This window comes from Acinetobacter sp. IK23, from assembly GCF_035615275.1.
Lineage (GTDB): Bacteria > Pseudomonadota > Gammaproteobacteria > Pseudomonadales > Moraxellaceae > Acinetobacter > Acinetobacter seifertii.
In genome coordinates, this window is sequence record NZ_JANBNX010000020.1 from 59,124 (window position 1) to 72,816 (window position 13,693).

Genomic DNA, 13,693 nt, shown 5'->3' on the forward strand with positions numbered 1-13,693 from the left:
AAACGCGATGAGAATCTCCGATCAAGTGGTCATGAAATTGCAGGCATTAATTGAAGAGCGTCACATGAAAAAAGGTGACCGTTTGCCTGCCGAACGCCAGCTTGCAACTAGCTTAGGAGTTTCTCGTCCGTCTTTGCGTGAAGCAATTCAACAGCTCAATAGTCAAGGGGTGCTCAGTAGCCGCCGTGGCGATGGGACTTATATTCAGCAGTTACCTGAACAGTGGCCACAGCAATTGATTGTGAACCCAATTAGTAACTTGATTGAAGAAGATCCGCTGTACCGTTTTGATGTGCAAGAGGCGCGGTTATTACTTGAAGGTGGCACGGCATGGTATGCCGCATTGCGCTCAACGCCTGAAGACCGCGCGAAAATTCATCATTATTTTAATGAAATTAGTCGCCATCAAAATGTAGGTGACTCAGCACAGGCTGCGGTGGCAGACGCTGAATTTCACTTAGCGATTGCTGAAGCATCTCACAATGTGGTGCTAATCCAAATGATGCGTAGCTTGTTTGATTTGTTGCAATATAACGTCTTGTTAGGGCGTAAGAAAGTTTATAACGACCCCGTAAATGGTGACTTGCTGAGCGAGCAGCATTTTCAGGTGATGGATGCTATTGATCGTAAAGATCCCGAGGCCGCACGCCAAGCTGTCTGCGGTCATATTGAATTTGTGATTAATCATGTGCGTTCTCTGGATGAAGATGAAGCTCGCCAGAAACGTGCAAACCGTTTAAATAGAGTTGATTCAAAATGATTATTTCTTCTGGCAATGATTATCGTGCTGCGGCACAACGTCGCTTACCTCCATTTTTATTTCATTACATTGATGGTGGAGCGTATTCGGAATATACCTTAAAGCGTAACGTACAAGATTTGTCAGAAATTGCATTGCGTCAACGTGTGCTGAATGACATGTCAGCGTTAAGTTTAGAGACAAAACTGTTTAATGAAACATTGTCGATGCCAGTTGCGTTGGCACCGGTTGGTTTAACAGGTATGTATGCACGCCGCGGCGAAGTGCAGGCAGCGATGGCAGCCGACAAAAAGGGCATTCCATTTACGCTTTCAACGGTTTCTGTTTGTCCGATTGAAGAAGTTGCACCTGCAATTAACCGCCCGATGTGGTTCCAGCTTTATGTATTACGCGACCGTGGTTTTATGCGTAATGCTTTAGAACGTGCAAAAGCGGCAGGCTGCTCAACACTGGTATTTACTGTAGATATGCCTGTACCGGGTGCGCGTTACCGTGATGCACATTCGGGAATGAGTGGGCCAAATGCTGCAATGCGTCGTTATATGCAGTCTATGTTCCATCCACATTGGTCGTGGAATGTCGGCTTAATGGGTCGTCCGCACGACTTGGGAAATATCTCTAAATATTTAGGTAAGCCGACTGGGCTTGAAGACTATATTGGCTGGTTAGGCTCGAACTTCGACCCATCGATTTCATGGAAAGACCTTGAGTGGATTCGTGAATTTTGGGATGGCCCAATGGTGATTAAAGGCATTTTAGACCCTGAAGATGCCAAAGATGCTGTGCGTTTTGGTGCTGACGGGATTGTGGTGTCGAATCACGGTGGTCGTCAGTTAGATGGTGTGATGTCGTCTGCTCGTGCATTGCCTGCAATTGCTGATGCAGTGAAAGGTGATTTGGCGATTTTGGCTGACTCAGGCATTCGTAATGGTTTAGATGTGGTGCGTATGTTGGCGCTCGGTGCCGATACAGTCTTACTTGGCCGTGCGTTTGTATATGCCTTGGCAGCAGCAGGTGGGCAAGGGGTGTCGAACTTGCTTGATTTGATTGATAAAGAAATGCGTGTTGCGATGACGCTGACAGGTGCTAAGTCGATTAAGGATATTAACGCGGATTGTTTAGTACAGGCGATGAAGCTCTAACGTTTCCGTATTAACTTTGATGATATTGGCACGACGGAGTCGTATCGGAAAAATTTCAATTTAAGTAGCTAATTGACGTTACTTTTTTAAAAAAGTAACCAAAAACTTTAGTTTCGATGACGGTACGTCCTTGCTACCGCATCGAAACGGCGGCATCCATGCCGCCAACACGGAGCCAATTTTAATTAAATCTAACAGCTAGGGATTAGCTGCTGGTGCTAAGCGTCACTTACAGCCTGCGTGGTATGAGCAAAGTTTTGTTTTTGCAATATAAATTGAAAAATGGATACAGCGAACAGGTTCTGTAAGTGACAATGGTTTTGATCTTGCGTAGCTTTAGTCGCTACTCATGCCAAAAAAAAGTAATGGAATTAGCTACTTTAAATATTAGTTCTAAATGGAAAAACTCCCTTGAGCTTTTCTGATTTTTAAAAAACTATGTGGTAGGGATGACCAAAAGGAAACCATCATGCAAACATTTTCTCCTCAAGCAGTGATTGAACGCTTACAAAATATTGTAGGGCGTTCGCATGTTTTGACCGATGATCAAAGCACGCGCCAGTATCGTCAAGGTCGTCGTTTTGGTGAGGGGAAAGTGCTTGCTGTAGTGGTGCCGGGCACATTGCTAGAGCAATGGCAGGTGCTTCAAGCTGCTATTGAGGCAGACTGTATTGTGATTATGCAGGCGGCAAATACAGGACTCACTGGTGGTTCAACTCCGTATGGCGATGACTATGACCGTCCTGTTTTGGTCATGAGTACCCGCCGTTTAAAGGGCATTCAAGTTATTCATGACGGTAAGCAAGTGATTTGTTTACCGGGTGCGACCTTAGATAATTTAGAGCAAATTTTAAAGGGCTATGATCGTGAACCGCATTCAGTAATTGGTTCATCTTGTATTGGGGCATCGGTACTTGGCGGTGTGTGTAATAACTCTGGTGGTGCGTTGGTACGCCGTGGCCCGGCTTATACTGAACTAGCGTTATATGCTCAGGTGAATGCCGCTGGTCAATTAGAACTGGTGAACCATTTAGGCGTAAATTTAGGTTCGACTCCTGAAGAAATTTTGACTCGATTAGAGAAGCAGAAATATCAAGCCGTAGATATTTTAGATGATAGCGAAAAACAGGCATCTGACCATCGTTATGCCCACGATGTGACTCAAGTTGATGAAGATACACCTGCTCGTTTTAATGCAGACCCGTCACGTTTGTTTGAGGCATCGGGTTCGGCAGGTAAAGTCTGTGTATTTGCTGTACGCCTTGATACTTATGAAAAAGTAGAAAGTAATGTCTTTTATATTGGTACGAATGATGCCGATGATTTAACAGCGATTCGTCGTTATTTACTGACCTCACTACCAAGCTTGCCGATTGCAGGTGAATATATTCACCGAGATGCTTATTTAATTGGTGAAAAGTACGGAAAAGATACGTTCTTATTTATTGAAAAGTTCGGCACAGCCAATGTTCCAAAAGCCTTCGCGATGAAAGATAAAGTCGATGGGTTCTTAGAACGATTTAAAATTAAGGGCTTAACGGATCATATTTTACAGGCCATTACCTTTTTTTTACCGAGTCATTTACCGAAGCGTATGACTGAATATCGAGACCGTTATGAGCACCATTTAGTTTTACGTGTCGAAAATAATTCAAAAGCGCAGACAGAGCAATTTTTAAAAGAATATTTTGCTGTGCACCAGTCAGGTCACTATTTCGTGTGTAGTGAAGAGGAAGGACGAAAGGCGTTCTTACACCGTTTTGCGATTGCGGGGGCGGCAATTCGTTATCGTGATACGCACCGTAGTGAAGTTGAAGATATTGTCGCGCTTGATATTGCCTTACGTCGTAATGACCGCGAATGGGTAGAGCAACTGCCAGCCGAGATGGAAAATAAAATCATCCATAAACTCTATTATGGGCATTTCTTTTGTCATGTATTCCATCAGGACTATATTCTTAAAAAGGGCCATGACCCATTAGAAATGGAACATCAAATGTGGAAGTTACTCGATGCGCGCCGTGCTGAATATCCAGCAGAGCATAATGTTGGGCATCTTTACATTGCCAAACCTGCATTAGCCAATTTCTATCAAAAACTCGACCCAACCAATAGCTTTAATGTGGGGATTGGGCATACCTCAAAACTGAAGTATTGGGGCAAAGCTAAATCTTAATATCGAGACATAAAAAAAGGCGCCGAAGCGCCTTTTTTAGTAGGTGTCTTATGCAGCTTCTACAGATTTAGCAAGTACTTCAGCCACCGCTTTAGCAACAGTATAAACATTGTTCATGTTTAAGCCTGCTACACAAATACGGCCACTACGTACTAAATAGATTGCATATTCTTCACGTAAGATATCAACTTGCTCAGCAGTTAGACCTGTGTAACTAAACATACCTTTTTGGTTTACAAGGTAGCTAAAGTCACGGTCTGGTAATGCTTTAGTAAGTTCATCTTTCAAGATGCTACGCATTTTAATAATACGCTCACGCATCTCTTTCACTTCACCTTGCCATTGTTGGTTAAGTTCAGCGTCATTTAACACTTCATCAACTAACCAAGCACCTGTTGTAGGAGGGCTAGAGTAAATACGGCGTACAGTCGCTTTTAACTGACCGAATGTGCACTGAGCAGCTTCTGCATCGTCACATACGAAAGTTAAGCCGCCAACGCGCTCGCCATATAAAGAGAAGATTTTAGAGAACGAGTTGCTCACAATGAAGTTTAGACCCGCTTGGTCTAAAGCACGGATTGCATACGCATCTTCTTCCATACCGTCACCAAAACCTTGGTAAGCGATATCTAGGAATGGAATAAGGTTACGTTCTTTTAATACTGCAATCACTTGGTCCCACTGCGCTGGGTTTAAGTCAGCACCCGTTGGGTTGTGGCAGCATGGGTGCAATAACACAATGCTTTGCTCAGGCAAAGTTTTAAGTGTAGAAAGCATACCGTCAAAATCTACACCACGTGTTTCGTTATCGAAATATGGATAGAAATGAGTTTTGATGCCAGCGCCATTGAAAATCGCAACGTGGTTATCCCAAGTTGGTTGGCTTACCCAAACGTCTGAATTTGGGAAATAAGTTTTTAAGAAGTCTGCACCAACTTTCAATGCGCCTGAACCACCAAGTGTTTGGATGGTTACAGCACGGCCAGCTTTAACTGCTGGGCTGTTTGCACCAAATAAAAGTGCTTGAATTGCTTCACGGTAAGGTTTGAAGCCTTCCATTGGCAAATAAAGTTTGGTTTTACCGTTCTTAGGCTCAATACGCTTTTGCGCCTCGATAATGGTCTCTAACTGAGGAACAATACTGTCTTCGTTATAATAAAGACCAATACTCAAGTTTACTTTTTCAGAACGAGTATCAGCATTGAACTGTTCCATTAAAGAGAGAATTGGGTCGCCTGCGTATGGGGGGATATGTTGAAACATCAAAAAAGTCCTTTCATTCAACAATATGCATAGTGCTGGGTTTTTTCTGTCTCGAAAAATACGCCACAACTATGTCGATGTTCAATAATGTATCAATAAAGCTACCGTGAAGCACCTGATAATTTCACTAATATCGATATTTTCTGGATGAAAATGATAAAAAGATTTAAAAGAAATTACGGTAAATAGATACTAATTTATAACTCATGCTTTCATTCAAGCAGATTGTCTACAATCTTGCTGTAATACATTGGTTGTAGACTAAAGTTTGAAACAAAAGTTTATTGACTAAAAAGTAAGCCATAAATAGTCATAAAACTACAGATAAACTAAGCCTAAATAATTGTTTTATAAATATTAAATAGCAAGTAGTGTAATGCTTTAAATATAAGGTGAAATGATAGGTCAAACGATAAAAATTGACCTGATGCGTTCTGTAAAGTGTCAACAATTATCTTGATTTTTTTCATTTATACCGCTATAAAAGCCATAATTGATTAAAAATTGTCGACAATATGCAAGATTTGACCTTCGCACCAGAGCCATTACAAAGTCAGGGAAGAACACTGACCGAAAATGTATTTAAACAAATACAGACGGCGATTGTTTTGGGTCAAATTCCGGCAGGTAGCAAAATTTCTGAGCCTGAACTGGCACGGACTTATGGCATTAGCCGTGGGCCTTTGCGTGAAGCGATTCATCGCCTTGAAGGGCAACGTTTGGTTGAGCGTACAGCTCATGTGGGCGCGCGCGTGGTTTCATTATCCTTGCAACAGTTTAAAGAGCTTTACCAGATTCGTGCATCTTTAGAAGGTTTGGCTTGCAAACTTGCCGCACAGCATATTGATAAAAAGCAAATCTTGGCACTACGTGATGTTTTGCGTATGCATGCTGAAGATGAAAACTTTAAAGCAGGTAAAGGATATTACTTGCAAGAAGGGCAGGACGATTTTCACTACTGCATTATCAAAAGTAGTGGCAATAAAACCCTAGAAAAAATGCTGTGTGATGAGCTTTATCACCTCATTCGCATGTACAGAATTCAGTTTTCAAACACACCCGATCGACCGAGCAAAGCTTGGGACGAACACATCCGTATTTTAGATGCAATTGCAGAGGGCGATGGTGAACTTGCCGAGCTGCTCATGCATCGACATATCAATGCTTCTTACAAAATTATTGAGCAAACACTGCTACAAGCACAAGGAGAACATAACAATGGCTAAACAATCCGCAGGTCAGCTATTTCGCGATGCAGTAGCCCAAGAAAAGCCATTACAAGTGGTTGGAACCATCAACGCCAATCATGCACTTTTGGCAAAACGTGCTGGTTATAAAGCGATTTACTTATCAGGTGGTGGTGTAGCCGCTGGTTCTTTAGGCTTACCTGATTTGGGAATTAGTAACCTTGATGATGTGTTGACAGACGTACGCCGTATTACTGATGTATGTGATCTTCCATTATTGGTCGATGCCGACACAGGTTTTGGTGCTTCTGCATTTAACATTGCCCGTACTACAAAAGCACTGATCAAGTTTGGTGCTGCGGCAATGCACATTGAAGACCAAGTGGGCGCAAAACGTTGTGGTCACCGTCCGAACAAAGCCATTGTGACTCAAGAAGAAATGGTTGACCGTATTAAAGCTGCGGTTGATGCACGTGGTGATGACAGCTTCGTGATTATGGCACGTACCGATGCATTGGCAGTAGATGGCTTACAAGCTGCAATTGACCGTGCGGGTGCCTACATTGAAGCGGGCGCAGACATGTTGTTCCCTGAAGCAATTACCGAGCTTGATATGTACAAGCAATTTGCTCAGAAGACTGGCGCTCCAATTTTGGCAAACATCACAGAGTTTGGTTCTACACCACTGTTTACTACAGAAGAGTTAGCATCTGCCGATGTAAGCCTTGCGCTTTATCCGCTTTCTGCTTTCCGTGCTATGAATAAAGCAGCCGAAACTGTGTATGAAACCTTGCGTAAAGAAGGCACGCAAAAGAACGTGGTTGATATTATGCAAACGCGTAAAGAGTTATATGAACGCATTAACTACTATGCGTTTGAAGACTACTTAGACAACGCATTTGCTAAAAAGAAGTAATAAATTAAAAAGTTGATTAATTGGAATCTGATACTCGGAGGCGTCATCTGCAACTGTTTGAGACAGGACTACATTTTTTAAAAATAGTTCTGCGATAGATAGGATATTCGATGGTTGTGGACGAGTTTTGCAGATGACAATGGTTTTGCCTACTTTTGCCAAAACAAAAGTAGGTCGAACCGAAGGTTAATCCTGAAATAAGAAGTGAAAATGGTACGACTCCTTCGTGCTTAATAAATAAATTCAGATAGATAGGAAAGGACATTCTTATGAGCTCAAATGAAACAACAACAGGCTTCAAACCAAAAAAATCAGTTGCACTTAGTGGACAAGTTGCAGGCAACACAGCACTGTGTACCGTAGGACGTAGCGGTAACGACTTGCACTATCGTGGCTATGACATTCTTGACCTTGCAGCGGGTAGCCAGTTTGAAGAAGTTGCTCACTTGCTCGTACATGGCAAACTACCAAACAAAGCTGAACTCAAAGCGTATAAAGCAAAATTAAAAGCACTTCGTGGTTTACCAGCAGCCCTTAAAACTGCTCTTGAGCAATTACCACCGTCTGCACACCCAATGGATGTGATGCGTACAGGTGTGTCAGTGCTAGGTTGTTTAACTCCAGAACACGAAGACCACAACGAAGCTGGCGCAAAAGACATTGCTGATAAATTAATGGCAAGCCTAGGTTCAATGTTGCTTTATTGGTATCACTTCAGCAATAACGGTCGTCGTATTGAAGTTGAAACAGATGACGACTCAATTGCAGCGCATTTCTTACATTTACTTCATGGCGAAAAACCATCTGAAGAATGGATTCAAGCAATGCATACATCGCTTATTTTGTATGCTGAGCACGAGTTTAACGCGTCTACATTTACTTCACGTGTGGTTGCAGGTACAGGCTCTGACATGTACTCGGCAATTACAGGCGGTATTGGTGCACTTCGCGGACCTAAGCACGGTGGTGCAAACGAAGTTGCATTCGTGATTCAACAACGTTACGACAACGCAGACGAAGCAGAAGCTGACATCCGTAAGCGTGTTGAAAATAAAGAAGTTGTGATCGGTTTTGGTCACCCTGTATATACAGTTTCTGACCCACGTAACGAAGTCATTAAGAAAGTTGCGCATGACTTAGCGCAAGCACAAGAGAACACCAAAATGTACCTCATCGCTGAGCGTTTAGAAGCAGTAATGAAAGAAGTGAAAAACATGTTCCCGAACCTCGACTGGTTCAGTGCAGTGAGCTATCACTTAATGGGTGTTCCAACTGCCATGTTCACACCATTATTCGTGATCGCACGTACAGCAGGTTGGTCAGCGCACGTAATTGAACAACGCCAAGACGGCAAAATCATTCGTCCAAGTGCGAACTACACAGGCCCTGAAAACCTTGAATTTAAACCATTGGCGGAGCGTGGTTAATGAACACAAAATACCGTAAACCGCTGGCAGGAACCCAGCTTGAATATTACGACGTGCGTCAAGCCGTTGAGGATATTCAGCCAGGCGCATACGAAAAACTGCCTTACACCTCTAAAGTACTTGCAGAGCAATTGGTACGCCGTGCCGATGCTGAGAATTTAACTGCTTATTTAACACAGTTGATTGAACGCCGTCAGGACTTGGACTTTCCTTGGTATCCTGCGCGCGTGGTGTGTCATGACATCTTGGGTCAAACTGCATTGGTTGACCTTGCAGGCTTGCGTGATGCGATTGCTGACAAAGGCGGCGACCCATCTAAGGTTAACCCAGTTGTACCAACACAGCTCATTGTCGACCACTCTTTAGCAGTGGAATACGGTGGTGCTGACCCAGACGCTTTTGCAAAAAACCGTGCTGTTGAAGACCGTCGTAACGAAGACCGTTTCCACTTCATTGAGTGGACCAAAACTGCATTTAAAAATGTCGATGTGATCCCTGCGGGGAACGGCATTATGCACCAGATTAACCTAGAGAAAATGTCTCCGGTGATTCAGGCGCGTGATGGCGTAGCATTCCCAGACACATGTGTCGGTACAGACTCACATACACCACATACAGACGCTTTGGGCGTAATTTCTGTGGGTGTAGGTGGCTTAGAAGCTGAAAACGTAATGCTAGGCCGTGCATCTTGGATGCGTCTGCCAGACATTATTGGTGTTGAGTTTGTAGGTCAGCGTCAGGCAGGCATTACTGCAACAGATATCGTACTTGCTCTAACTGAATTCTTGCGTAAAGAACGCGTTGTTGGTGCTTACCTTGAGTTCTTTGGTGAAGGCGCTGACAGTATGTCTGTGGGCGACCGTGCAACCATTTCGAACATGACACCAGAATATGGTGCTACGGCTGCGATGTTCTACATCGACCAAAACACAATCGACTACTTACGCCTAACAGGCCGTGAAGATGCTCAAGTGGCACTGGTTGAACAGTACGCAAAAGAAATCGGCCTTTGGGCATCTGAAATGACCAAAGCAGAGTACCCACGTGTACTACGTTTTGATCTATCTAAAGTAACGCGTAACATCGCTGGTCCATCAAACCCACATGCACGTGTTTCAACTGCGGACCTAAAAGAAAAAGGTATTGCGGGTGTTGTTGAAAACCGTTCTGACGGCTTAATGCCAGATGGCGCAATCATTATTGCGGCAATTACTTCATGTACTAACACTTCTAACCCACGTAACACCGTGGCGGCAGGTTTGTTGGCACGTAAGGCAAATGAGCTAGGTTTAGTTCGTAAACCTTGGGTGAAATCATCATTTGCACCGGGTTCAAAAGCGGCTGCACTTTACCTTGAAGAAGCAGGTGTTCTAAAAGACTTAGAACAACTTGGTTTTGGTATTGTGGCTTACGCTTGTACGACGTGTAATGGTATGTCGGGTGCATTAGATCCAGTCATTCAACAAGAAATTATTGACCGTGACTTGTACGCAACAGCAGTACTCTCTGGTAACCGTAACTTCGATGGCCGTATCCATCCTTATGCAAAACAAGCATTCTTGGCATCTCCACCGCTTGTTGTGGCGTATGCAATTGCGGGCACAATTCGTTTTGACATCGAAAAAGATGCGTTAGGTCATGACAAAGAAGGTAACCCGATTTACCTCAAAGACATCTGGCCATCTGACGCTGAAATTGATGCCTTAGTTAAAGAAGCCGTGAAACCTGAACAGTTCCGTAAAGTCTACATTCCAATGTTTGACTTGGGCGAAGTTGAACAAGCGAAGAGTCCACTTTATGACTGGCGTCCGCAAAGTACTTACATCCGTCGTCCACCATATTGGGAAGGGGCGTTGGCTGCACCACGTACTTTGGCAAACATGCGTCCGCTTGCGATTTTGGGTGACAACATCACCACTGACCACTTGTCGCCTTCAAATGCGATTTTGATGGACTCGGCTGCGGGTGAATACCTTCATAAAATGGGCGTACCAGAAGAAGATTTCAACTCATACGCAACGCACCGTGGTGACCATTTGACTGCACAACGTGCAACATTTGCCAACCCGAAACTCTATAACGAAATGGTGGTTCGTTCAGACGGTACCATTAAGCAAGGTTCAAAAGCGCGTGTAGAGCCAGAAGGCGAAGTGATGCGTATGTGGGAAGCGATTGAAACCTACATGAACCGTAAGCAACCGTTAATTATTATCGCGGGTGCTGACTACGGTCAGGGTTCAAGCCGTGACTGGGCCGCAAAAGGTGTACGCCTTGCAGGTGTTGAAGCGATTGTGGCAGAAGGTTTTGAGCGTATTCACCGTACTAACTTGGTGGGTATGGGCGTGTTACCGCTTGAGTTTAAACCGGGTGTAAACCGTAAGACTTTAAAACTAGATGGTACAGAGCTTTATAGCGTGATTGGTAATATTGCGCCGCGTTCGACTTTAACTTTGGTTATTGAGCGTGCCACAGCGGATGGTAAAGAAGAGATTCTTGAAGTGCCTGTGACTTGCCGTTTAGATACAGAAGAAGAAGTTTCTGTATATGAAGCGGGCGGTGTATTACAGCGTTTTGCACAAGACTTTTTAGAAGGCCAAGTGGCTTAATACTATCGTCAAAAGTTATTGATATTATTAAGAAAGGACCTTACATTAATGTGGGGTCTTTTTTATTATATGTAAAATTAGGTTTTGTATGGCATCATCTCTAGCGAAAACTTCAAGGATAAAACCACAAGAAAATTTAAAACTTGTATTATTTGATGAAGTAAATGGATTATGCCCAAAATGCTATAAACCTCTGATGAATAATAAAAATCAAAAATTAACTAAATTATATGAAGTTGCACATATATATCCTCACAGCCCACTTCCACATGAAATAGAATTGTTAAAAAATGAAGAAAAGTTAAACGAGGATTTAGAACATGAAGATAATTTAATTGTTCTATGTAGAGATTGTCATAAAATTTTTGATCATCCTCGTACTGTAGAGGGGTATAGAGAGATGGTGAAAATAAAAAAAGAGCTACAACGAATTTGTGCGTTAAAAAAGAACTGGTATGAAAATAAGTTAGAAAATGAAATTAATGAAGTTATAGAGTCTTTAGTTAATTTGAAAGAAGAGGCTTCGGCAAAGTTAGCTTATGAGGCAATGAAAATTGATGAGAAGGCTAGTGAAGAGTTAACTTTTATGATTAGGATAAAAGTTAAAGGTTACGTTCAATATTATTATACACATATTAAAAATAGATTCGCAGAAATTGATAAAATTAAACCTTATACTTCAGATACAATTTTTAGCCAAGTGAAAACATATTACTTAAAGCTTAAAAAAGATGGAGCAGATCAAAATCAGATATTTTCTGCTTTAGCAGAATGGATATATTCTATTACGAACGTTAAAAACAATGAAGTAGCTGAGATATTTGTGTCATTCTTTATCCAGAATTGTGAGGTGTATTCATGATTACACCAACTAAGTCGATTTCTCTAAAAGATTCTATTATTTATAAATCCATATTTATAATGGAAGAAAAATTTAAATATATTCATATAAGTGAATTATACAGAAATGTAGTGCATAAATTTGATGGTATAGATGAATTTATGTATGCAATAGATACTTTATACATACTTAATTTAATTAATTTTGATCTTGAATTGGGAATAGTTTCGAAATGTTGAAATCTTTAGAGTGTAGTCAACTTATAAAGCAAAAAATAGATTTTAATAAAAGTCTTAATGTTTTACTTGGTCCTGATGACGGTACGAATTCTATAGGTAAGTCATCTGTATTAATGTTGATAGATTTTGCATTTGGTGGAGATGATTTTCTAAAAATTTGTTCTGATGTGATTGATAATATTGGTGAAATTGAAATTAAAGCAGAGTTTTTATTTAATAATAAGAGTTTTCATTTTGTAAGAAAAACTTCCAATCCGAATATCGTGAAATTTTGTTTTTTAGAGGAACACGAAGAAGATAAACAAATTGAAGATTTTAGAAAATTTTTGTCTAAAGCTTATAAGTTACCAGAAAACTATCCGAGTTTTAGAAGTACAGTAAATCCTTATTTTAGAATTTGGGGAAAGGATAATTATAATCCTAATAAACCTTTAAACTCTTTTCCAAATGAACCATATTTAAAGATAAGAACAAATTTGCTTAAGCTTTTTGGATTTTATTCCTTAGTTGATATACTTGAGAAAAACAAATCAAAGCTTGAAAATAAAAAGAAAATTATACAAGGTATGTTTAATGAAGGATTTGTTCAAAAAGTTAATAAAAAAGAGCTGTTGTTAAAAAGAAAAGAGTTGGCTTATGTTCAAGAGAATTTGAATACAATAAAAAATGAAATTGAACTATATGCCTTAAGTGTTAATGAAATCATTAATAAAGATAATCTTAAGCTGAAAATAGAAAAAAATGAATTAGAAAATAAAATTACTAGTTCTAAATCCCAGCTTTTGCGGATTGAAAAAAATTTAAAATTTGGTAGTTATGCAAATGCTAAAACCTTTGAAAGATTATCGGAATTTTTTCCTGACGTTAATCAAGAAAGATTAATGGAAATTGAGAAATTTCATATAGGAATTTCTAAAATATTAAAAAATGAGTTACTAGCAGAAAAGGAAAAAATTGAAGAAAAAATAAATGCATATCAGAGTTGTATAAGAGAGATAGATGATAAACTGTGATCCTAGCCAAAATAATGGACAGTACTTCCCTCTAAAGATAACGTAACGTTAACTTTGGAGATCCAAGAAATGGCCAAACGTTTTAGTGCTGAATTTAAACAGCAAGCAATTGATTATGCACTT

12 protein-coding genes are annotated in these 13,693 nt (G+C 41.0%); 10 read left to right on the forward strand and 2 right to left on the reverse strand.

Features of this window, described 5'->3' with window-relative positions; genetic code table 11:
* Window positions 1-7 precede the first annotated feature (7 nt).
* The 3 genes from lldR (at window position 8) to dld (ending at window position 4,078) form a co-directional block, all read left to right on the forward strand.
* Window positions 8-760 (forward strand): transcriptional regulator LldR, encoded by a 753-nt coding sequence (gene lldR, locus MSG95_RS13505; RefSeq protein ID WP_004795436.1) that lies wholly within the window; start codon window positions 8-10, stop codon window positions 758-760.
* Window positions 757-1,902 carry an FMN-dependent L-lactate dehydrogenase LldD gene (gene lldD / locus MSG95_RS13510; protein WP_016143985.1) on the forward strand — a complete coding sequence of 382 codons (1,146 nt, stop codon included), beginning with the start codon at window positions 757-759 and terminating at the stop codon, window positions 1,900-1,902. The genes lldR and lldD overlap by 4 nt, the downstream gene beginning before the upstream one ends.
* A 469-nt stretch (window positions 1,903-2,371) precedes the next feature.
* A complete protein-coding gene (gene dld / locus MSG95_RS13515) occupies window positions 2,372-4,078 on the forward strand; it encodes a D-lactate dehydrogenase (RefSeq protein ID WP_077165111.1) in 1,707 nt (568 codons plus the stop codon).
* 48 nt (window positions 4,079-4,126) lie between these two features.
* On the opposite strand, the gene MSG95_RS13520 is transcribed toward dld, so the two are convergent.
* Together MSG95_RS13520 and MSG95_RS13525 are read right to left on the reverse strand one after the other, a co-directional pair.
* Complete coding sequence (locus MSG95_RS13520) at window positions 4,127-5,341, reverse strand: aromatic amino acid transaminase (RefSeq protein WP_077165112.1); 1,215 nt, start codon at window positions 5,339-5,341, stop codon at window positions 4,127-4,129.
* A 335-nt stretch (window positions 5,342-5,676) separates the two neighbouring features.
* Window positions 5,677-5,811, reverse strand: coding sequence for a hypothetical protein (locus MSG95_RS13525; protein ID WP_077165113.1), 135 nt, complete (start codon window positions 5,809-5,811; stop codon window positions 5,677-5,679).
* Window positions 5,812-5,856: 45 nt separating this feature from the next.
* Here MSG95_RS13525 and MSG95_RS13530 point away from each other — a divergent pair, with 45 nt between their 5' ends.
* From MSG95_RS13530 to MSG95_RS13560, 7 genes are all read left to right on the forward strand, one after another.
* On the forward strand, window positions 5,857-6,567 hold the full coding sequence (locus tag MSG95_RS13530) for a GntR family transcriptional regulator (RefSeq protein WP_001153627.1): 711 nt from the start codon (window positions 5,857-5,859) through the stop codon (window positions 6,565-6,567).
* Window positions 6,560-7,444, forward strand: coding sequence for a methylisocitrate lyase (prpB, locus tag MSG95_RS13535; RefSeq protein WP_004706036.1), 885 nt, complete (start codon window positions 6,560-6,562; stop codon window positions 7,442-7,444). The genes MSG95_RS13530 and prpB overlap by 8 nt, the downstream gene beginning before the upstream one ends.
* 269 nt (window positions 7,445-7,713) lie before the next feature.
* The gene (gene prpC, locus MSG95_RS13540; protein WP_002120737.1) at window positions 7,714-8,871 is read left to right on the forward strand and encodes a bifunctional 2-methylcitrate synthase/citrate synthase; all 1,158 of its coding nucleotides are present in this window, start codon (window positions 7,714-7,716) and stop codon (window positions 8,869-8,871) included.
* Complete coding sequence (acnD, locus tag MSG95_RS13545; protein WP_077165114.1) at window positions 8,871-11,477, forward strand: Fe/S-dependent 2-methylisocitrate dehydratase AcnD; 2,607 nt, start codon at window positions 8,871-8,873, stop codon at window positions 11,475-11,477. The genes prpC and acnD overlap by 1 nt, the downstream gene beginning before the upstream one ends.
* Window positions 11,478-11,565: 88 nt before the next feature.
* Window positions 11,566-12,339, forward strand: a complete 774-nt coding sequence (locus tag MSG95_RS13550) for an ABC-three component system protein (RefSeq protein ID WP_151819489.1) — start codon at window positions 11,566-11,568, stop codon at window positions 12,337-12,339.
* Window positions 12,336-12,557 carry an ABC-three component system middle component 7 gene (locus tag MSG95_RS13555; protein WP_077165116.1) on the forward strand — a complete coding sequence of 74 codons (222 nt, stop codon included), beginning with the start codon at window positions 12,336-12,338 and terminating at the stop codon, window positions 12,555-12,557. The genes MSG95_RS13550 and MSG95_RS13555 overlap by 4 nt, the downstream gene beginning before the upstream one ends.
* Window positions 12,551-13,570, forward strand: coding sequence for a hypothetical protein (locus MSG95_RS13560; protein WP_324645086.1), 1,020 nt, complete (start codon window positions 12,551-12,553; stop codon window positions 13,568-13,570). The genes MSG95_RS13555 and MSG95_RS13560 overlap by 7 nt, the downstream gene beginning before the upstream one ends.
* Window positions 13,571-13,693 lie beyond the last annotated feature (123 nt).